Genomic DNA, 25,534 nt, shown 5'->3' on the forward strand with positions numbered 1-25,534 from the left:
CAACAGGAGCAACAGGAGCAACAGGAGCAACAGGAGCAACAGGAGCAACAGGAGCAACAGGCGCAACAGGAGCGACAGGCGCAACAGGAGCAACTGGAGCAACAGGAGCGACTGGAGCAACAGGAGCAACAGGAGCAACGGGAATAACAGGAGTAACAGGAGCGACAGGTCCTACTGGGGGGATTGGCCTTATAACAACAACTAATTTGTTATTTTACACTTTTTCAGATGGAGAGAAACTTATATATACAGATGCAGATGGCATAGCTCAATATGGTACAACGAATATACTTTCACCTAGTGAGGTTTCGTATATAAATTTGTTTATCAATGGAATTTTGCAACCACAACCATTCTATGAAGTTAGTACTGGTAAACTAATTTTATTGGATAACCAACCACCATCGCAAGGTTCTTCAATTATTTTACAATTTATTATTATTAATTAAAAAAGACAGATTCTTAATGAAAAGGAATCTGTCTTTTTTGTTTTGAATTACATTCGTTAACATTAAGTGACGATAAATTCAATTGTAATTGGAATTCCGCCGTCTAATGCATCCCCACCAGGAATTGTAATAGCACCAGTAGGACCAGTAGTAACACTGGAGTTCACGCTTGGTTGAAGAATACCGTTCACATATAAGTTGTAATACGTGAAAGTCGGAAAAGCGGTTGCAGTAGTACCTGCATCGTTTAAACAAGCTGTGGCAGCAATTGCAAAAGCTGCACCTGTACCTGTGCCGGCTCCTAGTGTAGATGTAAATCTTCTAGATGCCATAAATGGTTGAATGATAGGCAATTAATTTTCACTCCTTACAATATTTTATTAGAACGAAGTATAAAATAACTTGTCCACTATATTGTATGAGAGTTTTTTATAATAGAAACGGCTTCACCTTTATAAGGTGAGCCCAATTTTAGTAAAGAAATGTTCTTTATTTATATGAAAAAATGATGTTATTACTTGCGGAATATATGTTAATCGTAAATTCGGTTTTTTGTATTCAAATTAAAATGTGTCTTTGAACCTAAGAGATAAACGTGGAAAAATAAAATAAACTCTTAAGTTTAGGTATTTAATCTAAGCAGTCAATTATTAAAAACATATAATTAATATGTGAGTCATGAACATAATTAAATAGCGTTTGCAAGTTTAATTATATTTCATGTTTCCTATTTTAAGTCAATATATAACACATACTCTTTTACAACTTTATGATCCTTATAATAGGAAAAACTCAAATATAAAACAAGTAAGGAGGACATAAATGACAAGTAATAATTGTTTCGGTCATAACCACTGCAATAATCCGATTGTTTTCACTCCAGATTGCTGTAACAATCCACAGACAGTTCCAATTACTAGTGAGCAATTAGGTAGATTAATTACTTTACTAAACTCTTTAATTTCGGCTATTGCAGCGTTTTTTGCAAATCCAAGTGATGCAAACAGATTAGCTTTACTCAATTTGTTTACTCAACTATTGAACTTACTAAATGAATTAGCACCTTCTCCAGAAGGGAATTTCTTAAAACAATTAATTCAAAGTATTATTAATTTACTACAATCTCCTAACCCAAATCTAAGTCAATTACTTTCTTTATTACAACAATTCTACAGTGCTCTTGCACCATTCTTCTTCTCTTTAATTATTGACCCTGCAAGCTTACAACTTTTATTAAACTTATTAACTCAATTAATTGGTGCTACTCCAGGAGGCGGCCCAACAGGCCCAACAGGTCCAACAGGTCCAACAGGAGCGACTGGTGGCGGAGCAACGGGAGCAACGGGAGCAACGGGAGCAACAGGAGCAACAGGCCCAACAGGAGCAACAGGAGCAACAGGTCCAACAGGTCCAACAGGAGCAACAGGAGCAGGAGCAACAGGCCCAACAGGAGCAACAGGCTTAACAGGAGCAACAGGTTTAACAGGAGCAACAGGAGCAACAGGTCCAACAGGTCCAACAGGTCCAACAGGTCCAACAGGTCCAACGGGAGCAACAGGTTTAACTGGTGCAACAGGCTTAACTGGTGCAACAGGAGCAACTGGTGGCGGAGCTATTATTCCATTTGCTTCAGGTACAACACCATCTGCGTTAGTTAACGCGTTAGTAGCTAATACAGGAACTCTTCTTGGATTTGGATTTAGTCAGCCTGGTGTAGCATTAACGGGTGGAACAAGTATCACATTAGCATTAGGTGTAGGTGATTATGCATTTGTAGCACCACGCGCAGGGGTTATTACGTCATTAGCTGGTTTCTTTAGTGCAACAGCTGCATTAGCTCCATTATCACCTGTTCAAGTGCAAATACAAATATTAACTGCACCTGCAGCAAGCAATACGTTTACAGTACAAGGCGCACCTCTTTTATTAACACCAGCATTCGCCGCAATAGCGATTGGTTCTACAGCATCAGGAATCATTGCTGAAGCTATTCCAGTAGCGGCTGGAGATAAAATACTACTGTATGTTTCATTAACAGCAGCAAGTCCAATAGCTGCAGTTGCTGGATTTGTAAGTGCAGGTATTAATATCGTTTAATTTGTTACAATGTTTAGTAGGAAATTAAACAGGGGTTTGTATATAGTCCTTCCTAATAAATTTAGGAAGGACTATATTTTTTGAGGAAATAAGTAATAAATCAATTGAACAATTACTCTTTATTAAGTTCGTATAAAAAAGTATAATTTACCCTTTCTCATTTAAGGCATAAGTTATGTAACTTTAAAAATTTCCGATCAGCAAAAAAAAGATGAATTCTTTTAAAAAAGAATTCATCCATAAAATAAACTATTTATTTTTATTACAGTTACATCCTTTTTTCTTTACATAGCCTTGCTCGGCTAAGTCTCTTTGCGATTGGGAATTGGAAGATTGGGAATTGGAAGATTGAGAATTGGAAGATTGAGAGGATGCTGAAGAGCTACTATTTTTATTATAAGAGTAGTTTTTTCGATAGTTATAATTACTCATAGTACTATCACCTCCAATTTAATATATAAATATTATATGTATGTACACTATCAATTGTTACTATTATTAATAGGAAGAGAACATACAATAAAAAAATCTCCTCGGTATTTTCCTAGGAGATAAATGATGATTCTTTTAAAAATTTACAAATTAATAGCCCCAGTAAAGAGGAAAGTAATAAGAATCTTGGTGATACGGATTATGTTGTTGAGGGAGGGGCTGGGTTGGGTAATTTTTCATTCCACGGTTTTGATTGCAGTTTGCCGGAGGGCCAATAACAGTAGTTGATTGAATAGGAGAAACCGCTTGTTTCCATTGTTGTTCATTGAGGCAGTAAGTATGGGCCATCATATGAGCCGGAGTTAATCTTAAAATATCAGAACCGAAAATAACTTCTGGCGCTGGGGCATTGAAAATGGCTAATAAATGAGTATTATCAGCTGTAGCAATTTCATAATGCCACCACGCTTGTGGAATGTTAGCAACTTGCCCCGGTTTTATCGGTAAGTTTAATATTTGATTCGTAAATGGATTAAGTAAAGAAACAACAGCAGACCCTGAAATACAATAAACAAGTTCAGCTGCATTTTGATGAATATGTGGTTCTACAACATTTCCTGTACTTAAATAAATATCTAATAAAGAAGTATTTTCTAAAGTATTTAATTGTTTAATGCCAAGTACATTTATATAATTTTGGGCATCTTTTTGAAAAAAATTACTTTTATTTACATCAAAAGTAAAATTGGTTGAGGGAGAGGTATAGTCGATGTTGACAGTCAATTGTATTACCCGCCTTTCTATAGGTAAGTTAGGTTACAAAATTAGGATATGTGTCTAGTCTTTGTTTTGTGCTGTTATCGGTAGCTTAATAAATTCACTTATTCCATAAAGAATAAGGTGTTAAGACCAAACTATATTCGTATTCCCATTCATACTTTGGATTGATGGAAAAAAGTAATGAAAATGTTAATTTAAAATTACATCAATCATTTATAAGGAGTGAATGTTCATGTCATTTAGTGAAATGATTAGAAATGAAGTACTCAGCTGGGCGGGTGTTTCTGAAAAACCGCATCGATTTGGTGGTATTGAAATAAATTATGGTAAGAAAGAACTTGGCCATCTTCATGGTGATAAATTAGCTGATTTACCATTTCCGAAGTTAAAGCGAGATGAATTAGTGAACCGAGGATTGGTAAAACCACATCACATATTACCTGAATCAGGATGGATCAGTTATTATATAAAGAGTGAAGAGGATATTCCATTTGCAATTGAGTTATTTCGTATGCAATATGACCGAATTAAAAAGTAATGAAATATAGTAGGGTAATAAAAATTTATTTTTATGTCACATCCCTCCTTAATCGTTCGTCTTGTATGTAGAACGATGAGGAGGGATTTTATTATGAAGAAATTTGATGTAGCAATTGTTGGCGGTGGGCTTGCTGGATTAACAGCATCTATATATTTAGCGAAAGCTGGAAAGAAAGTGATTGTATTAGAAAAGTCCAGTCAATTCGGTGGCCGAGGGATGACTATAAATAAAAATGGAATCTGCATGAATCTTGGTGCACATGCTTTATATAGAGGCGGGGCAGCGTTTATAACTTTTAATGAGCTCGGTATGACTCTTCCAGGTGGAATACCATCTACAAAAGCACATGGAATATGGAAAGGGGATATATTCACCATCCCAACAGATTTTCGCTCAATTTTATCAACACCACTACTTTCTTGGTCTGCAAAAGTACAATTCTCACGTCTTATGATTCGTTTAGGAAATTTAGATGTAGGAGAAGTTCCGAAAATGAGTCTAACTACATGGGCAGAAAATGAAATAAAAGATCCAATGATTCGCAATATATTTTATGCGCTATGCCGGACAACAACATATACGTTTGCTCCTACAATACAATTAGCATCATCTGTACTAAAGCAAATACAGCTTTCTATAAAAGAAGGAGTGCTTTATGTAGATGGTGGTTGGAAGACGATAATAACAAAATTAAGAGCTATAGCAAATGATATCGGGGTGCAGTTTTTGGCTAAAAAGCATGTTGTGGAAATTGAGCATTCCGAAGGTAAACAAAGAATACATTGTGTTGATGATGAGGTTTTTGAAGTAGGTACAGTCATCGTGACGACTCCGCCGAAAGAGGCTTGTAAAATAATAAAAGGTGCAGAAGGAACAAGTTTGCATAAATGGGGTGAACAATCGGTACCGGTTACTGTTGGTGCATTAGATATTGGCTTGAGACAATTACCCAATCCTACACATCAATTTGTATTAGGATTAGATCAACCTATATTTTTCACAAATCAATCGAGAGCAGCTAAATTAAGTGAAGACGGATCAATTGCAGTGAGTCTAATTAAGTACCATAATCCTGTGCTAGAGATGAATCATATTCATGAAGATAAAGAACAGTTGGAAAGTACGATGGAGTTGTTACACCCAAATTGGAAAAGAGAAGTTGTTGCACAGCAATATTTACCGAAAATAACAGTAGTACATGATTTTCCTCATATTGACCGTGTTGAAAAGCCGGGTCCTAATATACCTGAAATGCCAGGTGTTTATGTTGCAGGAGATTGGGCAGGGCATGATGAAATATTAGCTGATGCTGCGGTAGCAAGCGGGAAACGAGCAGCGTTACACATTTTAAAGCAATATGAAAGTGAGGCAGTTCATCATGGAAACGGAGCAGTTATATGAAGCGTATCAACCATTATTATTTTCGTTAGCATACAGAATCCTTGGGAGTGTTATGGATGCTGAGGATATCGTTCAGGATGTATTTATCTCGCTAAATAATATAGAAGATCCTCAATCTATAGAAAATATGAAAGCATATTTATGTAAGATGGCGACAAATCGTTCAATTGATAAATTACGATCGGCAGCGCATAAACGTAACGTGTATGTAGGGATGTGGTTACCAGAGCCACTTGTAGACGAGAGTGATGAGCCATCAAAGTCATTTATAATGAAAGAATCCCTTTCCACCGCATATTTATTACTTTTACAACAACTATCTGAGGTAGAAAGGATTGTTTTCATATTAAGAGAGGTTTTCAGTTATGAATACGAAGAAATAGCTTCAATTGTTGATAAGAGTAGTGTGAACTGTAGGAAAATCTTTCAACGTGCACGAAAAAGCATGTTGGAGAAACCGAAGCAATCAAAATTAAGCACGGAGAAAATGGCTTCTTATGTTGAAAAGTTTGTAGCATCATTACAGTGTGGGGATGCGGAAGGTATGTTAGAAGTATTAAAAACAGATGCTATACTCAAAGCTGATGGTGGCGGTAAAGTTACGACTGCGATCAATCCGATTTATTCTGCAGATCGAATTATACGTTTGTTCTTTGGGATTGCACAACGATTGACAGAAGAGTACACTGTTGATTTCAAAATGGTAAATGGTATACCAGGAGTTATAGTTACAATAAATAATAAAGTAACTTATGTTCTTTCGTTTGCATTTGAGGATGAGAAGATTTCAAATATTTATATGATGGTTAATCCTGAAAAACTTATGCATTTAAATGTAAAAATATAAAAAAGCGCATTTCTTCAGAAATGCGTTTTTTATTATTTTTCTAACATTTCAAGAGGTACATCTTTTTCGCCAGCTACCTCAAATTTAATTTCCCCGTCTTCTTCATAAATACGTGTAATAATCGGTATAGTAATCATTAATTTTTTATGCTGCTTTCGTTTTCGAGCAGCATCTAAGCTAATCACGTTCATTTGTAAGCATCCTTTCTTCTGGAAATATATAAACAAAGAAAATGCGTCCGAAAAGGGCGCTTAATTGAATTTGAAATACCGATTCATTTAAATGGGGTTTATATAATTTAATAACTGCAATTTTTATATGAAATAATATGAATGGAATAATTGCACGTAGAAATTAACTTTACCAAAAAACGAAACAATATGCTATAAAAAATTATAAATCTTTGTCATATAACAGGAAAAAGGTTTTTGTTTCGCATATAATAAAAAGTAGACGGGCAGCAAGAGCTTTTTCATCATATTGCTTGGAAAGGCGATGAAAAGAATGGATACAGTAGATTCATTATTATTACAACTTGAACAATATGGAGAAGAGCATGATCGAAATAAAAAAACAAGGGAAGAAAAATTACGGAATGTTTCTCGTGAGATGGGGCAATTTTTATCAATTTTAGTAAAAGGGTGTAATGCAAAAAATATCTTAGAAATTGGAACTTCTAATGGTTATTCTACATTGTGGTTGGCTAATGCGGTAGAAGAAACAAATGGAAATGTAACAACTGTAGAGCTTTCTTCAGAACGAGTTGGAGAGGCACTTGTCAATTTTGAAAAGGCAAACCTTTTACAAAGGATTGATGTTCACAATCAAGAAGCAGGGGCATTTTTAGATTCCCAATTAGATCATTCATTTGATTTTATTTTCCTAGATTCAGAGCGCACGCAATACATGTGGTGGTTTGAGCATATAAAACGTATGTTACAGCCAAAAGGTTTTCTTGTTGTTGATAATGCAACTTCTCATGCAAGTGAATTAGATGAGTTTATAAAAATGATTGAAGAAGATGATACGTTTGAAACAGTGTTATTAGCGTTTCAAAAGGGAGCATTTGTAGCTCGCAAAAATAAATAGAAGTGAGTGTAATAGAATTATCACATTGAAAACGGGTGAATGTCAAAAGATTGAGTGTAGCACGATTAAAAGAACGTAAATTATTTAGGAAATATATGAAGAATCCGCCTTCAGCATGTAGTTCTCTAGGTCTTAAGTCTGAGGAAAATTATGTTGATTACAGGTATACTTATAGTAAGAAACAGGGAATGACTGCATAAACAGACATTTCTAAAAAAATCGATTTCAAGCAATCAGAATGTGTATGAAATACGATATAATTGATGAAATATAGTGCATATAAATTCGCACATATAAATAAAGGAGCGATTTTGTTGACTGAACTCGAGAAAAAAGAACCTGTATCCATTGTGAAAGATAATAATGTAGAAGTAGTGGTTGATACAGTTATAAAAGATGAAGAACTTGATGAATTAAATAAAGAAGCCGATCTTTATGTACAAAAGTTAAATAGCGAGCAAAATACAGATTTATCGAAAGTATTGTCGCAGCTAGGAGATTTGGGGGATAAAGAACAACAAGCAGCAGGACAAACGTTATCAGCATTAAAACGTCCTGTCACAGCGATGATGAATGGAAAGAATGAAGAAATTCCAAATACATTGTTAGAATTACGCAAAGTAGTATCAGAGCTTGATCCGAATTCATTAAAAGCAAGTGGTATGAAGAAAATTATGTTTAAAGTATTTAAGAAAAATCCACTTGAAACATACGTGCATAAATATCAATCTATAGATAAGCAAATTGAGGAAATTATTAGATCCCTTCTAATTGGTCGTGATAACTTACAAGAGGATACAGTTGGTCTTGAAATGTTAAAAGAACAATCGCACGATAAAATTCATGCTCTTGATAAACAAGTATACTTAGGGAAAAAGCTTGCTGGCATGCTTGAAGCTGAGAAACAAAACCCAGAGCGTCAAAGGGATATTCCGTTAATTAACGATGCATTAGAAAAGATACTTGTACGTACACGTAATATGCAGCAAGCGAAAAGTGTATTATTACAATCTATAGCTTCTGTAGACATCATTAAGAAAAATAATGAAAAATTAACAGAGGCAATACGTAATGCAATTACGATGACGCAAAACGTTGTAACAGTTTCAGCTGCTATTCAGCTTGCATTAACGAATCAACGTAAAACAATTGATGCGGTAAATGCAACGAATGAAGCAATTGAATCGATGGTATTAAGTAATTCTCAAGCGTTAAAACAAAATACAGAAGAAACGACGAAATTGCTTGAAAACCCTGCTATTAGCATGGATAAATTACGTGAATCATTCCAAAATGTGTTCGCTGCAATTGAAGCATCTGAAAAATCGTCAGAACGTATTATTGAGTCAAGCAAGAAGTTCGTTATTGAACTAGACACATTTAATGATGAGATGAAGCAGAAACTCATTCAGCGTCCAAGGAAATAACGGATTATTAGAGGAGGTGAACAAATGAGTTTCATTCAAACAGTACTATTACTACTCGGTACATTGCTTTTAATAGCATTTACTGTCGTTGTTTTAGTCGTATACTTCGGGCGGAAACTGTATTTTTCATGGACGAAGCCATATAAAAGAGCGCAAGATTCTTTAGATAAGATATCAAACAAATCAATACCGTTTCTACAAGAATTTACACAACATCCACTGTTTTATCGCTGGATTCGCACCGAAGGAAAGAAAGAACAAAATACATTAAATATTCTATTTTGTGCATCAGGTCAACGTACGAGAGAGCAAGTCTTCTCGATGTTACCGAAAGAAAAGCAGAAAAAAGTGCATGTAATGGCAAAAACTACGAAAAAGCTTACGAATGAAGATATTGATGTGGCTGCGATGAAAGTGAAAGATTTCTTAAGACAAGAAGCGCAGCAAACTGTAAAACCGACAGAATTATCATTTTACAAATTGTATTTTTATGACCGTTATCCAGACGCATTAAATACAATTCAAGCGTATAAACGCTCAATAAATCCTTCATTACAAAGAACGGTTGATGATATTACAATTTCAGTATTAAATGCACTTCCGTACTATCAAGAGCAACGCATGTTTGAACAACAACATAAACTTGAAACGTTCTTAATGAAAGATTTAACGGCCATGTTATCGTTGGTAGTACAATTACCACCTTCACAAAGACCAGAGAAGGAAGAAGAACTGAAAATCTACTTGGAAAATTTCCAAAAAGAAATGGAAGTAGTAGAGCGAGATATTCGCGACTCAATTGATCACGATTTAAATGTGAAGATGAGAGCAGCGACTGAGAAGTTTAAGAATAAATAACAAAAAGCGCCTTAAAAGCTAAGTATCACGGCTTTAAGGCGCTTTTTTTATGAGGTTTTATTTTGCTCTAACGGTAGTATGACTAGAAGCCACACTTTCATTATGCAATCGATCAACTGCAGTTACGACATACGTATACGTTTCTCCGGAAATAGCGGTTTTATCTACATAAATTTCTCCAAGTTTTGTTTTTCTTACAGTAGTAAGTAAATTTTTGGGGTTTTGTATATCCACTTCATTTTTCCCATTCACGCGGTAAATAGCGTAATAAGCAGAATCATTATCTCTATTGTCAATGATACCGATTGCAATACCTTCATCTCTTGGAATGGCGCCTTTTAAAGTCGGTTGTTTTGGTGGATCATGATCAAGCCAAGGCATAGGTGGGATTAATGCAGGATGTTTATATATGTTTTTTGAAAGTCTATCTTTAACTCCGAGTGGATTGTTATTAATATCTTTTAAGCTAAAATGCATACTACCTTTTATATCAGGATATAGCCGGTTTAATGCAATTTGTTTTGGATATTCTTCTGGATCAGACCAAGCAGGGACGGAGTTATTATTAATTTTATAGGCCGCTTGACCGATGTATAGGTGAAGCGGTTTGTTATTTGTTTCTTTAACCCACCAATCTACTAATATGTCATATGCAGCTGGGGTGAAACCTATATTCCAATATATTTGCGGTGTAATGTAGTCAATATATCCTTTTTGTATCCACTCACGTGTGTCAGCATAAAGGTCATCATAGTTTCTTTGGCCTGCGGTTGTGTTAGAGCCAGTGGGATCGTCAGCTATATTTCGCCATACGCCGAACGGACTAATGCCAAACTTTACATATGATTTTTCTTGTTTTATAGCAGTATTTAAATCTTTTACAAGTTCATTTACATTATTACGTCGCCAATCTTCTATATTTGTAAATCTACCATTATTATATGTTTCGTATGTTTTCTGATCTGGAAATTCTTCACCGGCTACTTTATATGGGTAAAAATAATCATCCATATGCAGCGCATCAATATCGTAATTTTGTACGATTTCTAAAGCGCCTTCTGTTATAAATTTTTTCACTTCCGGAATACCGGGATTGTAATATAACTTTCCGCCATAAGTGACAACCCAATCGGGATGTTGCCTTGCAGGGTGATTATTTGATAATCGATTTATATCGGTGTGATTCATCGTTATTCGGTATGGGTTAATCCAAGCGTGGAATTCTATATTTCTTTTATGAGTTTCTTCAATCATAAATGCGAGCGGGTCATAACCAGGATCTTTTCCTTGTGTTCCTGTAATGTATTCAGACCAAGGACCGTAATTTGAAGGATAGAAAGCATCAGCGGTTGGTTTAATTTGTACAACAACTGCATTCATACCAGTGCTTTTTACATTGTCTAATAATCTTATAAATTCTTGTTTCTGTTTTTCAATGGGTAAGCCAGTTTTTGAGGGCCAATCAATATTCAGAACAGATGCAATCCATACAGCACGTAATTCATGTTTTTTGTACGTAGTATTTACTTCAGCATAAGTAAAGTGAGGGGGAATGAAAGAGAAAGGGATGAACAAGATGACGATACAACATATCATTAATAAACGTTTAACGATCATTTATACGCCTCCCTATCATATGATTATTTAAAATAATATATGAGGCGAGGTTGACTTTGCAATAGAGAAAATTGCATATTGAAACATTAATTTAATAGGAAAAATATTTTTAATGAAATTTACTTTCATTATAACTAAATTCATTTACTACTTCATATGCTTGTTAGTAAAGTGAAACTTCCTTTCATTTGAAGGGTAATAAATTATAAGTATAGGAGGATTAATAAATGAAAGTTTTGTTCGTCTGTTCTGGAGGAATGTCCAGTGCAATTGTTGTAAACGCTTTAAAAAAAGAAGCGGAGAAAAATGGTGTGAACATGGAAGTGCATGCAATTGGAACGAATGAGGTAGAGGAAGAAGTAAAGAATGGCTGGGATGTCGTAATGGTGGCACCTCAAATAAGACACCGATTTGACTCTGTAAAAAAATTTGCAGAGGAGGAATCTATTCCGTGTGGCATCATACCGCCGCAAGCATACACACCGCTTGGTGGCCCGACTTTATTAAAAACTGTAAATGAATTAATAAGTTAGGGGGAAACGTTATGAATAAGTTTGTCACGTTTCTTGATAAAAACTTATCTGGACCGATGGCAAGGCTTTCTGAGCAGAGACATTTACAAGCAATCCGTGATGGAGTTATTTCGGCGTTACCATTTATTATAGTAGGAAGCTTCTTTTTAATAGTAGCATTTCCACCACTGCCGAAAGATAGTTTCATATCAGTTTGGGCATTAAAGAATCAAACAAGTATATTGATACCATATCGTTTAACCATGTTTATTATGTCTTTATATATCGCATTTGGAATAGGATATAATTTAGCGAAAAGTTATAAATTAGATGCTTTATCAGGAGCACAGCTCGCGGTATGTTCACTACTTTTAACATTAACGCCTGAGTTAATTGATAAAAAAGGATTCATGCTTCCGATGACAAATCTCGGAGGTCATGGATTATTTGTGACGATGATTGTTTCTATTTTATCCGTAGAGATTTTAAGATTTTGTAAGAAGAAAAATGTAATGATTAAAATGCCAGAACAAGTACCGCCATCTGTATCGCGTTCATTTGAAGCACTTATACCTGCAGCATTCGTTATTATTATAATGAGTCTAGTAACTGTCGTTTTTAGCATTGATTTACACCATGTTGTTGATAAATTAGCAGCACCATTAGTAAAAGCTGGGGATAGTTACTTCGGTGTAATGATTCCAGTGTTTTTAATTACGTTTTTTTGGTCATTCGGCATCCATGGTGTGTCGGTTGTTGGAACTGTTGCTCGGCCATTATGGGAAGTATATCTAGGGAAAAATGGTGAAGCAGTTGCTAGTGGAGCAGATCAGTTGCCATTTATTTCACCAGAGCCGTTATATCAATGGTTTATATGGATTGGCGGTTCTGGTGCGACGTTAGGGCTTGTATTAGCTATGATTGTATTTGGTCGATCGAAATATTCGAAAGCATTATCAAGAACTTGTATTGTTCCGGGTATTTTTAATATTAATGAACCAGTCATATTCGGATTACCGATTGTACTAAATCCAATTTTAATTATCCCATTTATCATTACACCACTTGTAACAGCAACTGTTGCATATTCAGCAACTGCGATGGGATTTGTAACACCAACGCATATTATGCCGCCATGGACACTACCTGCTCCAATTGGTGCATATTTAGCAACAGGTGGAGATTGGCGTGCGATTGTATTAGTTTTTATAAATATAGCAATATCGTTCCTTATTTATTTACCATTCTTTAAAATGTACGACAAAAATATGCTTGAAATTGAAAAAAATGGTGACGGGGAATCTGTTAATCCTTAATCTGCACGCTGTTATTTTGAGTGATAGACTTTTTGTCTATCACTTCTTTCACATTAAAACTAGAAAGGGGGAAATAGAATGAATATAAAATTTAGTTATAAAGGCGTATTTTTATTATTATTTGGAGTGATTTGTGCAAATTTACTTTTTGTCCCTTTATTAGGCATGCTAAATCTATCACAAATGCATAGTATCTGGCTTGTTACAAGTATTGCGGCAAGCGTTTTGCTTACGGTAGTTGTTTCTTTCATTGATGGACCGTTTGCATCGAAAGCTCAGTTGTTTTTTAGATTTATATTGTTTTCGATTGGTTGTACGTTCGTTACTTACATGATTGTTTTTTAGTAAATAGGAGGTCATGCACGTTATGTATATTGCAGGGGTAATGTCTGGTACTTCATTAGATGGAATAGATGTAGCGCTCGTTCATATAGAAGGAAGTGGTGTAGATTCTAAAATCGAACTCATCCATTTTACTACTGTTCCATTTTGTAATGATATGAAAAATGAGATCCAACAAGCGTTATCAATTGAAACTTCGAATGTCCAACTTATATGTAGTTTAAATTTTAAACTTGGTTTATGCTTCGCCAATGCTGTAAAGGAAGTTTGTAAAGAGGCCAATTTTCCTTTGAGACAATTAGATTTAATAGGCTCTCACGGACAAACGATTTATCATCAGCCAAAGCAAGAAGGGAATATTATTTCTTCAACATTGCAAATTGGGGAACCAGCAGTAATAGCATATGAAACGAACACGACGGTTATCTCGAATTTCCGAACGATGGACATGGCGGCAGGGGGACAAGGTGCACCACTTGTACCATATTCAGAGATTATTTTATATCGGCATCAAACTAAAAATAGACTACTACAAAATATTGGTGGGATTAGTAATGTTACAGTGGTTCCAAGTAAACGAAGTAAAGAGAGTGTTATTGCTTTCGATACTGGACCAGGCAACATGGTAATCGATGAAGTATGTCAAAGATTATTTCATGTACCATATGATCAAAATGGTTGGATTGCAAAGCAGGGGGTAGTTGTAGATGAAATTTTAACATACTGTATGAACCATCCATTTTTGAACATGAAACCACCAAAATCAACAGGTAGAGAACAGTTTGGAGAAGCGTTTGTGACTGAATTATTGAATCGATTTGAAAAGCATAGTAAAGGAAATATATTGGCAACTGTCACGATGTTTACAGCATGTTCAATTGTTCATCATTATAAGGCGTTTATTTTGCCATATTATGAAATTGATGAGGTGATTTTAGGTGGTGGTGGAAGTTATAATAATACACTTGTTGAAATGTTACGGAATGGATTAAGAGAAGAGAAATGTAGCATATGTATACAAGAAGATATTGGTCATTCTTCAGCAGCGAAAGAAGCAATTGCATTTGCTATTTTAGCAAACGAAACGTATCATCGTAATCCGAGTAATGTGCCGAGCGCAACAGGTGCTAAGAATTCCGTAATTTTAGGGAATATAACATTCCCTCCATACGCAGATGAAAATGAGGCGAACATATGAAGTATATGATTGGAGTAGATGGCGGGGGAACAAAGACCGAGGCAATTGCATTTGATAAAGACGGAAATGAACTTGTAAGAGCTACCAGTGGTTTTGGAAACATATTAATAGATTTTGAAGAAGCTCTTGTGCATATTATGGAAGCAATTAATCAATGCCAGAAGAGTTTAATAAATGGGCATTGTGTTTGTGTTTGTTTAGGATTAGCTGGTATAAGCGGAGCGAATACAAATGAATTAACATTACGTTTAAAAAAGAAATACGGAACAAAAATTGAAATTCTTAATGATGCAATGATCGCACATGCAGCTGCTTTAAAAGGTAAGGATGGAATATTAACTATAGGTGGTACAGGTGCAATTTGTATAGGAAAAAAAGGAGAAGTATATCAGTATAGCGGTGGATGGGGACATATTTTAGGAGATGAGGGGAGCGGATATTGGATTGCATTACAAGCTTTAAAGAAAATGGCAATTCAGTTCGATCAAGGAATCAGTCTTTGTCCATTGAGTTTGAATATTCAAAGGCAGTTTCAACTTTTGACACCGTCTCATATAAAAAGCTTAGTATATACTTCTTCTAAAGATAAAATTGCAGCAATCGCCCCATTAGTTATTCAGGAAGCGAGAGATGGCAATAATGATGCGCATGAAATTATGATGCAAGCTGGAAAGGAATTAGCAAGGATTACAGTAAATGTTTATAACAAGTTGAACTTTAAGCACTCAACGCCAATTGCAGTAAGTGGCAGTATATTGCGTTTAGTTCCTGAAATATTTGCTGTATTTAAGAAATGCTGTGAAGAAAGTATGAAAGAAATTACATTCGTATCACAAGCAGAAATGGCAGTGAAAGGAACATACCATTTAATGAGGGATATATATTTTTAAAATTAGCGCATGAGAATTTTTGTATGATTTGTAAAAATATGATGTTAAAATGTATAAAGGGATGTATGTTAAAAACGTACAATATACGTAGTAATTGAATATTGTATATGTATTCCCATGTAGAAAGTGAATGATTACATGATTAATAGTATGCAGTTTTTATATTTGGTGGCTTCTTATTTAATTGGAAACATATTGACCGCTTATATAGTAACAAAATTGAGACATAACGTTGATATTAGGGATGAAGGAAGCGGAAATCCTGGCGCAAGAAATATGGGGCGCGTATATGGAAAAGGGTATTTCATCGCTACATTTTTAGGGGATGCGATTAAAGGGGCAATCGTTGTTACTGTTGCAAAATATCTGTTTGAAGACCCTACATTCGTAATGTTAACATTATTGGCCGTTATTATTGGACATATTTACCCAGTTTTATTTAAAGGTAAGGGCGGTAAAGGTATTTCAACATTTATTGGAGGATTAATTGCATTTGATTATTTGATAGCGCTTACCCTCATAGGCATTTTTATTGTATTTTATTTAATATTCAAAGGGTTTACGAAGCCAGGACTAATTACGATTGCTTGTTTACCAATTTGTATGATTCTTTATTCTTATTCTGTTGTTACGACTATTTTAAGTGGAATGATTATTGTACTTATTCTATATGTAAATCGAGAATAAAATGAATGTTTAATAAGTGGGGATAATCTCCACTTATCATTTTTTATTAAATAGATAAAGGAGATAAGGCATGGGGTTAATTTATAAAGTTGCTGATCAAGATTGGGAATTTGAAAGTATACATAAATTAAATTATAAAACTTTTGTAGAAGAGATTCCGCAACATGAAGAAACGAAAGACCGGTTTCGTATAGATCGGTTTCATGAAGAAAATACATATTTAATTTGTTTAGATGAGGATAGATTAGTAGGTATGGTCGCGGTGCGGGGAAAACGACCATTCTCGTTAGATTATAAAATTTCAAATTTAGATGTTTATTTGCAAGAGCATGGAGAAAAAGTGTATGAAATTCGTTTACTTTCAGTAGAACGTGAATATAGGAATGGAAGAGCGTTGTTAGGATTAATCCGTTTTCTACATCGTTATTTGCTTCTAAATGGATATGAATTAGCACTCATTTCTGCAACAACACGTGAACTAGCTTTATATGAGCAAATGGGATTCAAAGTTTTCCATACGTTAGTTGGTACAGAAGAAGCGGCCTTTCAGCCAATGTATGTTACCCCTGCTATGTTTGAAGAGTCGAGTGTTGGGGGGATTATGACGAAAGAATATACGTTTTTACCTGGTCCAGTAGATATTGAAGAGAACGTTCGAAAGGCATTTTCTACGCGACCTATTTCCCATCGCACTAAGTCATTTCAAGTGATGATGGACAATGTGAAAAAACGGTTACTTCACATGACAAAAGCAAAACATGTACAGCTTATGTTAGGAACAGGGACGTTAGCAAATGATGCGATTGCTTTACAGTTACGTTCTTTAAAAGGGAAAGGACTAGTATTAACAAATGGGGAATTTGGTAATAGATTAGTTGGACATGCAAAACGAGCACGGTTACATTTTGATACGTATAAAAAGGAAATGGGAGATCCATTTATTTATACCGAATTAGAAGAAATTATGACAACTGGAAATTATGAATGGATTTGGCTTGTTCATCATGAAACATCTACTGGAATGTTAAACGATTTAAACGAGCTAAATACTCTTTGTAACGAGAATCAAATGAAACTGTGTGTAGATTGCATAAGCTCAATTGGAGCAATACCATTAGACTTGAAGGATGTGTATTTTGCAAGTGGTGTTAGCGGTAAAGCGATTAAATCATATACAGGAATTTCTTTCGTTTTTCATAACCACATTGTAAAAATAAACGAGGCTGTGCCGGCCTATATGGACATTGGCATGTATGAAGAAAATGAAAGTATTCCATACTCACAATCATGGAATTTAATTTATGCATTGCAAGAAGCGTTAAAGAGATTTGAAGATGAAAAGGCATTTGTAAAAATTAAAGAGACATATGATTATGTTGAAGAAGTTATTACTGATATGGGTTTAAAGCTTGTTTCACCTAAAGAACATGCCGCGCCAATTATACTTACTATTGTATTGAGCGAAGATTATTCTTCTAAAGTAGTAGGCGATACATTAGCATTACAAGGATACATCGTTCATTATGAGTCATCTTATTTACAAAAGAATAATTGGATCCAAATTGCATGTTTAAATCATTATAAAGAACGCGATATGAAGAGGATGTTAAATTGTTTGCAAATGTGTTTATTTCAGAGTGGGGTACATATATAAAGACTTTTTCTTTTCGTATAAAGGAGCTACGACTTACGAAAACTTAGGAATAGAACATTGGAAGAGGTGTCAGTATGATAACTAGAAAACTACCATTACATATAGACGATATTAAAAAAGCTCACAAAATTCTAGATAGAAATGCTCGTAAAACGCCATTAGTAAAATCTTTTTACTTAACTAGTAAAACGGGTGGAGAAATTCATTTGAAATTAGAAAATATGCAATTAACGGGTTCTTTTAAATTTCGTGGCGCATTTAATAAAATGTCGCGGCTCACGGATCAAGAAAAAGAAAGAGGTGTAATTGCATGTTCAGCAGGTAATCATGCACAAGGAGTTGCATTATCTGCTCATTTACTCGGTATTAAGAGTAAAATTGTTATGCCAATTTCTGCACCTCAGGCAAAAGTTGAAGCAACAAAAGGATATGGATCTGAAGTGATTTTACATGGTGAAACCTTTGATGATGCAAAGGTAAAATGTGAAGAAATTATAAGGGAAACAGGTGAAACATACTTACATCCATATGATGATGTAGAGGTAATGGCTGGTCAAGGTACAATTGGATTAGACATTCTTGATGATATGTGGGATGTAGATACTGTCATTGTACCAATAGGTGGAGGCGGAATTATTTCTGGTATTTCTGTAGCATTGAAATCTTTTAATCCATCCATTAATATAATTGGTGTCCAAGCAGATAATGTTCATGGAATGAAGGCATCTTACGATAAAGGAGCAATCGTAGAACACTATGAGGCGCCTACTATTGCAGATGGTTGCGCAGTTAAAATACCAGGTGAATTAACATTTGAAATTGTAAAAGAATTAGTAGATGATATTGTAACTGTATCAGAAAAAGAGCTGGAAGTAGCGATGAAAGATTTATTACAACGTGGGAAAGCTGTTGTAGAAGGTGCAGGTGCATTAGCAACTGCTGCACTTCTTGCAGGAAAAGTTGATAGTTATATAAAAGGGAAAAAAGTAGTGGCTGTTATATCTGGTGGGAACGTGGACTTACAGCGCATATCAAGTGTATGTGAGCACTTTTTTGTCGCTAATGAAGTGAAATAGTTTTATGAAAGAAGAGCTAAGAGAAATGATCTTAGCTCTTACTTTTTGTCTACCGTTTACTGTAAGTAGAAATAAACTTGCAAAATTTGCTGTTTAAAAATTATTTTATTTAAGCGCCTATTTTTACACATATCTTTAATGTTATAATAATTATTTCAATATTGTCGAAACGTAAGCAGAAATTTAATATAATAGTTTTAATGTGCTAATGAGCGGTGAGGAGGGCAGGGCATGAATAAAGAAGAACAGGTCATGAACGGTTTCAGGGAATTATATAATAAGCTGGTTTGGCTTAATAAAGATAAGATGGAAGAGGGTCTTAAAGGTTTTAAGTCTTCTGAAGTCCACTGCATTGAATATATTGAAAACAATGCAGATTCTAACGTGACACAACTCGCAGAGGCTTTTTATGTGACTCGCGGTGCTATAAGTAGAATGACTAAGAAGCTCATACAAAAAGGCCTTGTTGAAAGCTACCAAAAGTCAGAAAATAAGAAAGAAATTTATTTTAGGCTTACCGAACAAGGGAAAGAAATTTATAAAATCCATGAAAATCTGCACAAAGAGTTTCAAGAGCGAGATAAAGCTGTATTTGAACAAGTAACTGAAGAAGAATTCAACAGTATAATTAGCTTTGTGGAAAAGTATAGTAGACATTTGGATGCAGAAATAAAGAAACAAGGTATACATATTAAATCGTAATATATTTTAATAATAAAGTGAAACTTTAATCAGTGGGGGGTCTTCATCTCCACTGATTATCAGCCCTCACCAATCGGGCTTTTACGGGCAGCCTTACTCTAATGAGAATAGGCTGCTTTTTTATTATTTTATTTTTGTTGACTAATCAACAAAAAAGAGTTATTATTTTGTTGACAAAGCAACATTTTTTAGGAGAGAAGTTAAATGTCTATATTTAGATCACAAAATGAAAGGAAAACTGAAAAAAACATAGATAAACATGCTTTACTATTCGGACTTATTTCTGTATTTCTTTGTGGTATAGGTTTCAGTATCATCATGCCTGTAGTCCCATTCTTAGTACAGCCATATACAAGTAATCCGGAAGAACAAGCATTGGTTGTTACACTACTAACTTCCGTATATGCGGCCTGCATGTTTTTAGCTGCACCAGTACTCGGAGCTTTAAGCGATAAGTATGGCCGTCGTCCACTACTTTTAATATGCTTATTTGGTTCTGCAATTGGGTACTTAGTTTTTGGAATAGGAGGAGCTTTATGGGTACTATTTGCTGGACGCATAATAGAAGGAATAACAGGCGGGAGCATAAGTACTATCTTCGCATATTTTGCAGACATCATTCCAAAAGAACAGAGAACGAAATATTTTGGATGGGTGAGTGCAGTTGTAGGTGCGGGAACTATCATTGGCCCAACCATTGGGGGGATACTTGCCAAGTTTGGTGATACTGTACCTATATATTTTGGTGCAATCATAACGTTAATAAATGTTGTATATGGGATCAAATATATGCCTGAGAGCCTTGAAAAAAATAATAGGTTGAAAGAGATTACTTTTGTAAGGTTAAATCCTTTTGTACAGCTAGCAAACATACTTTCCATGAAAAATTTAAAGTGGTTACTTGTCTCAGCGTTTTTACTTTGGATACCTAACGGATCTTTACAAGCAATTTTCACGCAATTTACAATGGATACTTTCAGTTGGAAACCTGCATTAATCGGACTTATGTTTTCAATTTTGGGCTTTCAAGACATTGTTTCACAAAGTTTTATCATGCCAAAGCTTTTGATCAAGCTTAGTGATAAACAAATAGCAATTCTTGGGATGGTTTCGGAGATTATAGGATACAGTTTTATTGCGGCATCAGCTTTGTTTTCACTCTATCCACTACTTATCGCTGGGATGCTGATGTATGGTTTTGGGGATTCAATTTTCGGACCTTCATTCAACGGGATGCTTTCAAAGTCTGTCAGTTCTAGTGAACAAGGAAGGATTCAAGGTGGAAGCCAATCTATTCAAGCTTTAGCAAGAATGATTGGTCCTATTCTTGGAGGACAAATCTATGTATCACTTGGTCATGCCGCACCTGCTTTTATGGGTATGATTCTTATAGTAGCGGCAATAGCAGTTTTATATAAGGGAACGCATGAAACTGTATAACAGATAGATATAAGAATAAATAAAAGGGAGTCAGAACTTAGGAACAAGTGCTGATTCCCTATTTGTTTACGGTTTGAGGACTAAGAGAAATTCTTTTACTGTTTAGGAATTTATTCTGCAATGCTCTCATGGTAAATGACTAGATAGTTTCATTATGCTTGTGCTGAAGTAAATAATGACTCCATCTTTATTTTGCTCTTTTCTCGAATTTCAGCATCTGCGTGTCTCATCACGTATTTATGCGCTACAGCGATTGCTAAAACATCATCTAATAAGCCGATCCCAATAATAGCAGCTATATCTGGAATGAAATCGATTGCTAATACGTAATAAGATAAAGCGGCTAATATTATGAATTTTGCTTTAGTAGGTAATTCTTTCTTTTTCATTGTGTAGAATAAAATAATACTTTCATATACGCTGGATTTACCGAGGTTTACAGAGCTTTTTTTGAACTTTTTCCAAAGTGTCTGTTTCTCCATATAAACACTCCTTTTACAAAAACATAGATTTTTTAAAAGGATGGACAAAGAAGTGAGAGATTAATCAATTTTATTGTTTTTCTTAATTATATATTTCCATAAAAATAGGGGAATACCTGTTCAAAATAATATAATGTGGATTATACAATGATTCACATTGTTCCGTTACATAGTATATATATTGTAAGATGTATGTGGATCATTTAGTTATTATTATGCATTTTATAAGCGGTATGGGGGAAGAAAAATGAAAATAATAGAACTACCAATTGAATTCGAATTTAACGGGCAAAAACAATGTATTTATCCAAGTTTAATTATATTACATAATGAATTAACGTTAGTCGATACAGGATATCCAAGTTTTTTACCTTTAATTGAAAATGCAATATTAAAACATGGATATGAGATGAAAAACTTAAAGAATATAATTATTCCCCATTATGATGACGATCATATAGGGGCTGTATATGATTTTAAAGTGAAATACCCAAATATTAATGTTATTGCTAGTGAAATTGAATCTAACTATATTAGTGGTGATATAAAATCAGAGAGGTTAGTTCAAGCTGAAGAAATGTTAGAACGTATGCCAAATGAAGAAAAAGAATTTGGTAAATGGTTTATACAACAGTTAAAAAATATAAAACATATTTCCGTCGATGAAAAAGTGCATGATGGTCAAATGATTTTGAATAATGAATGTCAAATAGTAGCGACGCCAGGACATACTTCGGGGCATATTTCATTATATTTTCCGAATTTAGACTGTGTAATTACGGGAGATGCGGCTGTTCAAGAGAATCGTGAGTTAGTAATAGCTAATCCGAATTTTTGTTTGGATATAGAAAAAGCGAAACAGTCTTTAAATAGGATTAAAAGTTTTAAAAGTTTTAAAGCAGCACAGTATTATTGCTATCATGGAGGAAAGCTTACTGTATAAATTAATGAAAACCGGTCTTTCCTAAATCGAAAAGATCGGTTTTTTAGTTCATATATTTTGCGATTTCAACCAAATCAGTAACATTATATTTCGGTAAAATTGAAATATATATGTAAAGAAGAATATATATAATTTGAGCAAGGGTATAGGGGGGAGAAAATGGGTTCGTTATTTGATGTAATAGCAGATATCATTTTATTTTATCCTCGAAATGACATGAAATTGAAACACCATATCGCAAAATTAAGTGAATTAGAGTGGTTTCGAAATCTAAATGAAGATCCGAAGTATACAAGTTTAATTTGGAGTAATAGAAAAATTAAAAAGTATATTTTGTCTTCTACTAACATGGAAGCATTAATAAAATCTGAGAAAAAGCAAAAAGAATTTGTTCATCTAGTACAGGATGAATATAAAAAAAGAAGATAAGAATTTTTTTATTTTTCATATTTGGCGAAACAAATGGTACAATGAAAGCTAATGTGAAAAATAAGGAAAAGAAGTGGTCTATTTGAAAAACTTTTTAGAATTAGGAATTAGTGAAACTTTTAATCATACATTACGTGAAAATGGAATTACAGAAGCAACACCAATTCAAGAGAAGGCAATTCCAGTTATTCTGTCAGGTAAAGATATTATTGGGCAGGCGAAAACAGGAACGGGTAAAACGTTAGCATTCGTGTTACCGATTTTAGAAAAAATCGATCCAGAATCTAGTGATGTTCAGGCCTTAATTGTTGCACCAACAAGGGAACTAGCTCTGCAAATTACAACTGAAATTAAAAAAATGCTTGTTCAAAGAGAAGATATTAATGTACTAGCGATTTATGGTGGGCAAGATGTAGCACAACAATTGAGAAAATTAAAAGGTAATACACATATTGTTGTTGCAACACCAGGACGATTATTAGATCATATACGACGTGAAACAATTGATTTAAGTAATCTTTCAACGATTGTACTAGATGAAGCGGATCAAATGCTTTATTTTGGTTTCTTATATGATATTGAAGATATTTTAGATGAGACACCAGGTAGTAAACAAACGATGTTATTCTCAGCAACGATGCCAAAAGATATTAAAAAATTGGCGAAGCGTTATATGGATGAACCGCAAATGATTCAAGTACAAAGTGAAGAAGTAACGGTTGATACAATTGAGCAGCGTGTCATTGAGACGACAGACCGTGCAAAGCCAGATGCACTTCGTTTTGTTATGGATCGTGATCAGCCATTTTTAGCTGTTATTTTCTGTCGTACAAAGGTTAGAGCAAGTAAGCTTTATGATAATTTAAAAGGACTAGGTTATAATTGTGCTGAACTTCATGGTGATATACCTCAAGCGAAACGTGAAAGAGTTATGAAGAGTTTCCGCGAAGCTAAAATTCAGTACTTAATCGCAACGGATGTAGCAGCTCGTGGACTTGATGTAGATGGTGTAACGCACGTATTTAACTATGATATCCCTGAAGATGTAGAAAGTTACATTCATCGCATTGGCCGAACAGGACGTGCAGGTGGATCAGGTCTTGCAATTACGTTCGTTGCAGCGAAAGATGAAAAACATTTAGAAGAAATTGAAAAAACGCTTGGTGCACCAATACAAAGAGAAATAATCGAACAACCGAAGATAAAACGTGTAGATGAAAATGGAAAACCGGTACCAAAGCCGGCTCCGAAGAAATCAGGTCAAAATCGTCAAAGAGATAGCCGCGAAGGTTCAAGAAGTGAATCAAGACGTGATTCGAGAAATAGCTCGAGAAGTGATTCAAGAAATAGTTCGAGAAATGAAAATAACCGATCATTTAATAAGCCAAGTAATAAAAAAGGTAGTACAAAGCAAGGTCAGCAAAGACGTGGTCGTTAAATAGTTATAATTGTAAAAGAGTCCCGAAATATTGTGGCTCTTTTTTTGTTTGTATACAACAAGGATGATGGCAAGAAAAAATTTCATTCACCGTATTTGAAATTTATAAAGGGAATTTTATAGTTCAAAACCAGTAGAGAAAGGGTATTACTGTCATTCAGCAGAACACTTTGGTTAAAAGAAAAGGTATTGAAGCGAGCGAGTATTTTCATTATACATTCCGCAATTATCGAAATAGAACAAGAGAAGTTTATGAAGGATTAAACTCGTATTGGTGTACGATCGTTGGAAACTGGAAAACTAATTTGTTAGTTTTTATCGATGAGGAACTCGAGAAGCACCACTGCCATCCTTATGGGGAAATTGCTTACGACGACGATGAAGGTAATGTAGTGATAATATGCGAAATAAGAAAAAAGGACTAGCAGTCGTACCTGCCGTCCTTTAATAGGAGAAAAAGTAATCTTGTTTAGAACTACGCATAAACAGAAAATTTGCTTGTAATTAGTTTTACCCTAAATATACGTGTCTATACAAAAAAGGGATAAGTAAAAAATACTTATCCCCGGAAGGGAAATCCCAAGTACCAAAATGGCTCGTATTGGTCTGCAGGTTCAAAAGTAGTATATGTAAAACGAAAAATCTCATACAAAAAGCAGACAACGATTTTGGTTGTCTGCCAGTGAGTTCAATGAGTTAGCTAATTGTGATAATTTGCATCCCCATTGCGAGAAGAGTGAAGCTGCTAGTTCAAACAGCTTGTTGGTATTATTTTCGATTTCTTAAAAAATATACATCAAAAGAAAGAGGTATTAGCCATGGACACGGCAGCTTGAAAGTAGTATGTATTTTTATTTGAAAAATATTCAAGGGGTGAAGAAACATGG

27 protein-coding genes are annotated in these 25,534 nt (G+C 34.6%); 21 read left to right on the forward strand and 6 right to left on the reverse strand.

The features are described from left to right. Positions 1-449 (forward strand): DUF4183 domain-containing protein (locus MR112_RS12110; protein WP_242244990.1); only part of this gene is annotated, 449 nt, incomplete at its 5' end. Between the two features lie 62 nt (positions 450-511). Here MR112_RS12110 and MR112_RS12115 read toward each other — a convergent pair. After that, the gene (locus MR112_RS12115; protein ID WP_001121647.1) at positions 512-802 is read right to left on the reverse strand and encodes a DUF4183 domain-containing protein; all 291 of its coding nucleotides are present in this window, start codon (positions 800-802) and stop codon (positions 512-514) included. Positions 803-1,271: 469 nt separating this feature from the next. On the opposite strand from MR112_RS12115, the gene MR112_RS12120 reads away from it, so the two are divergent. Continuing rightward, positions 1,272-2,546: an exosporium glycoprotein BclB-related protein gene (locus MR112_RS12120; RefSeq protein WP_242244992.1), complete on the forward strand. Its 1,275-nt coding sequence runs from the start codon at positions 1,272-1,274 to the stop codon at positions 2,544-2,546. Positions 2,547-2,795: 249 nt separating this feature from the next. On the opposite strand, the gene MR112_RS12125 is transcribed toward MR112_RS12120, so the two are convergent. Beyond that, positions 2,796-2,978, reverse strand: a complete 183-nt coding sequence (locus tag MR112_RS12125; protein WP_089170973.1) for a hypothetical protein — start codon at positions 2,976-2,978, stop codon at positions 2,796-2,798. 150 nt (positions 2,979-3,128) lie between these two features. Beyond that, entirely contained in the window at positions 3,129-3,761 is a 633-nt protein-coding gene (locus MR112_RS12130; protein WP_000217700.1) for a cupin domain-containing protein, read from the reverse strand. A 229-nt stretch (positions 3,762-3,990) separates the two neighbouring features. On the opposite strand from MR112_RS12130, the gene MR112_RS12135 reads away from it, so the two are divergent. From MR112_RS12135 to MR112_RS12145, 3 genes are all read left to right on the forward strand, one after another. Then, the gene (locus tag MR112_RS12135) at positions 3,991-4,296 is read left to right on the forward strand and encodes a luciferase domain-containing protein (protein WP_048656582.1); all 306 of its coding nucleotides are present in this window, start codon (positions 3,991-3,993) and stop codon (positions 4,294-4,296) included. A gap of 93 nt (positions 4,297-4,389) precedes the next feature. After that, a complete protein-coding gene (locus MR112_RS12140; RefSeq protein ID WP_048656581.1) occupies positions 4,390-5,700 on the forward strand; it encodes a phytoene desaturase family protein in 1,311 nt (436 codons plus the stop codon). After that, positions 5,678-6,547, forward strand: coding sequence for a sigma-70 family RNA polymerase sigma factor (locus tag MR112_RS12145; RefSeq protein WP_048656580.1), 870 nt, complete (start codon positions 5,678-5,680; stop codon positions 6,545-6,547). The genes MR112_RS12140 and MR112_RS12145 overlap by 23 nt, the downstream gene beginning before the upstream one ends. Positions 6,548-6,579: 32 nt before the next feature. Here the strand turns inward: MR112_RS12145 and MR112_RS12150 are convergent, their stop codons facing one another. After that, positions 6,580-6,738 (reverse strand): hypothetical protein, encoded by a 159-nt coding sequence (locus tag MR112_RS12150; RefSeq protein ID WP_001100984.1) that lies wholly within the window; start codon positions 6,736-6,738, stop codon positions 6,580-6,582. A gap of 304 nt (positions 6,739-7,042) precedes the next feature. On the opposite strand from MR112_RS12150, the gene MR112_RS12155 reads away from it, so the two are divergent. The 3 genes from MR112_RS12155 (at position 7,043) to MR112_RS12165 (ending at position 9,921) form a co-directional block, all read left to right on the forward strand. After that, positions 7,043-7,636: an O-methyltransferase gene (locus MR112_RS12155; protein ID WP_002182747.1), complete on the forward strand. Its 594-nt coding sequence runs from the start codon at positions 7,043-7,045 to the stop codon at positions 7,634-7,636. 314 nt (positions 7,637-7,950) lie between these two features. Beyond that, a complete protein-coding gene (locus tag MR112_RS12160; protein ID WP_000137402.1) occupies positions 7,951-9,063 on the forward strand; it encodes a toxic anion resistance protein in 1,113 nt (370 codons plus the stop codon). 24 nt (positions 9,064-9,087) lie between these two features. Continuing rightward, entirely contained in the window at positions 9,088-9,921 is an 834-nt protein-coding gene (locus tag MR112_RS12165; protein ID WP_242244994.1) for a DUF3974 domain-containing protein, read from the forward strand. 57 nt (positions 9,922-9,978) lie between these two features. Here the strand turns inward: MR112_RS12165 and MR112_RS12170 are convergent, their stop codons facing one another. After that, positions 9,979-11,538 carry a glycoside hydrolase family 10-like protein gene (locus MR112_RS12170; protein ID WP_075677015.1) on the reverse strand — a complete coding sequence of 520 codons (1,560 nt, stop codon included), beginning with the start codon at positions 11,536-11,538 and terminating at the stop codon, positions 9,979-9,981. 227 nt (positions 11,539-11,765) lie between these two features. Here MR112_RS12170 and MR112_RS12175 point away from each other — a divergent pair, with 227 nt between their 5' ends. From MR112_RS12175 to MR112_RS12220, 10 genes are all read left to right on the forward strand, one after another. Then, the gene (locus tag MR112_RS12175; RefSeq protein ID WP_000865907.1) at positions 11,766-12,071 is read left to right on the forward strand and encodes a PTS sugar transporter subunit IIB; all 306 of its coding nucleotides are present in this window, start codon (positions 11,766-11,768) and stop codon (positions 12,069-12,071) included. Between the two features lie 11 nt (positions 12,072-12,082). Further along, a complete protein-coding gene (locus MR112_RS12180) occupies positions 12,083-13,366 on the forward strand; it encodes a PTS sugar transporter subunit IIC (RefSeq protein WP_001032280.1) in 1,284 nt (427 codons plus the stop codon). Positions 13,367-13,444: 78 nt separating this feature from the next. Next, the gene (locus MR112_RS12185; RefSeq protein ID WP_242244995.1) at positions 13,445-13,711 is read left to right on the forward strand and encodes a hypothetical protein; all 267 of its coding nucleotides are present in this window, start codon (positions 13,445-13,447) and stop codon (positions 13,709-13,711) included. Between the two features lie 22 nt (positions 13,712-13,733). Then, entirely contained in the window at positions 13,734-14,906 is a 1,173-nt protein-coding gene (gene anmK, locus MR112_RS12190) for an anhydro-N-acetylmuramic acid kinase AnmK (protein ID WP_086404187.1), read from the forward strand. Next, positions 14,903-15,796, forward strand: a complete 894-nt coding sequence (locus MR112_RS12195; RefSeq protein WP_063245732.1) for a BadF/BadG/BcrA/BcrD ATPase family protein — start codon at positions 14,903-14,905, stop codon at positions 15,794-15,796. Before anmK ends, MR112_RS12195 begins: the two co-directional genes overlap by 4 nt. Before the next feature lie 138 nt (positions 15,797-15,934). Continuing rightward, positions 15,935-16,483 carry a glycerol-3-phosphate 1-O-acyltransferase PlsY gene (plsY, locus tag MR112_RS12200; protein ID WP_000610875.1) on the forward strand — a complete coding sequence of 183 codons (549 nt, stop codon included), beginning with the start codon at positions 15,935-15,937 and terminating at the stop codon, positions 16,481-16,483. A gap of 70 nt (positions 16,484-16,553) precedes the next feature. Beyond that, positions 16,554-18,137, forward strand: a complete 1,584-nt coding sequence (locus tag MR112_RS12205) for an aminotransferase class V-fold PLP-dependent enzyme (RefSeq protein WP_086404186.1) — start codon at positions 16,554-16,556, stop codon at positions 18,135-18,137. 74 nt (positions 18,138-18,211) lie between these two features. Beyond that, entirely contained in the window at positions 18,212-19,213 is a 1,002-nt protein-coding gene (gene tdcB / locus MR112_RS12210; RefSeq protein ID WP_000632959.1) for a bifunctional threonine ammonia-lyase/L-serine ammonia-lyase TdcB, read from the forward strand. 231 nt (positions 19,214-19,444) lie between these two features. Then, positions 19,445-19,915: a MarR family transcriptional regulator gene (locus MR112_RS12215; protein WP_001030904.1), complete on the forward strand. Its 471-nt coding sequence runs from the start codon at positions 19,445-19,447 to the stop codon at positions 19,913-19,915. Positions 19,916-20,119: 204 nt separating this feature from the next. Then, on the forward strand, positions 20,120-21,355 hold the full coding sequence (locus MR112_RS12220) for an MFS transporter (protein ID WP_242244997.1): 1,236 nt from the start codon (positions 20,120-20,122) through the stop codon (positions 21,353-21,355). A gap of 152 nt (positions 21,356-21,507) precedes the next feature. On the opposite strand, the gene MR112_RS12225 is transcribed toward MR112_RS12220, so the two are convergent. Continuing rightward, positions 21,508-21,837 carry a YkvA family protein gene (locus MR112_RS12225; RefSeq protein ID WP_000415082.1) on the reverse strand — a complete coding sequence of 110 codons (330 nt, stop codon included), beginning with the start codon at positions 21,835-21,837 and terminating at the stop codon, positions 21,508-21,510. A 247-nt stretch (positions 21,838-22,084) separates the two neighbouring features. Here MR112_RS12225 and MR112_RS12230 point away from each other — a divergent pair, with 247 nt between their 5' ends. From MR112_RS12230 to MR112_RS12240, 3 genes are all read left to right on the forward strand, one after another. Beyond that, positions 22,085-22,780, forward strand: coding sequence for an MBL fold metallo-hydrolase (locus MR112_RS12230; protein ID WP_242244999.1), 696 nt, complete (start codon positions 22,085-22,087; stop codon positions 22,778-22,780). 159 nt (positions 22,781-22,939) lie between these two features. Then, entirely contained in the window at positions 22,940-23,209 is a 270-nt protein-coding gene (locus MR112_RS12235; RefSeq protein WP_000535038.1) for a hypothetical protein, read from the forward strand. 73 nt (positions 23,210-23,282) lie between these two features. After that, the gene (locus MR112_RS12240) at positions 23,283-24,647 is read left to right on the forward strand and encodes a DEAD/DEAH box helicase (RefSeq protein WP_025688173.1); all 1,365 of its coding nucleotides are present in this window, start codon (positions 23,283-23,285) and stop codon (positions 24,645-24,647) included. Positions 24,648-25,534: the final 887 nt, after the last annotated feature.

It is taken from the genome of Bacillus cereus group sp. BfR-BA-01330 (assembly GCF_022663885.1).
In the GTDB taxonomy this organism is placed as follows: Bacteria; Bacillota; Bacilli; order Bacillales; family Bacillaceae_G; genus Bacillus_A; species Bacillus_A cereus.